Below are 429 nucleotides of genomic sequence, written 5' to 3' on the forward strand. Positions count from 1 at the left end.
TAAACGCCTTCGATGTCGGCCTTCGCCTCCGCATCGGTCATCCCGGCTGCATCGAAGGTCGCGGTCCAGACCACGGTCGACCCACTGCCTTTTGGATGCACGGCGATCGTCGCGTTGTAGGCCTTCACGGGTAGCGGCCCACTGACATAGGCGTAGCTGTAGCTCATCGCCTTTTCGTCCCGGCTCGTCTCGACCTCGACAATGGTCCCCAAGTTGCCGCCTGCGACCAGACTCCGGGTCGCGACCCCCTGGCCTGCATCGCTGTCCTTGTTCGAAATAGCGCAGCTTTCAACCATCGGATGCCATTTCGCGATGGCGCAGAAGCCGCCAATGAGCTTCCAGACAGTGGCAGGGGGTGCTTGGATCTCAAGGCTGCGGGAGACCTCCAAGGCGAAGCCAGGACCCGTCTGTGAGGCTAGGACTGCGAGG

The 429-nt window shown here is 62.2% G+C and carries 1 protein-coding gene; it reads right to left on the minus strand.

Translation table 11 applies throughout. The features are described 5' to 3' along the window. Nucleotides 1-389, minus strand: a 389-nt coding sequence (locus MKK51_RS01360; protein WP_313898785.1) for an SRPBCC family protein, incomplete at its 3' end; no start/stop codon positions are given. Nucleotides 390-429: the final 40 nt, after the last annotated feature.

This window comes from Methylobacterium sp. E-045 (assembly GCF_022829685.1).
GTDB lineage: Bacteria > Pseudomonadota > Alphaproteobacteria > Rhizobiales > Beijerinckiaceae > Methylobacterium.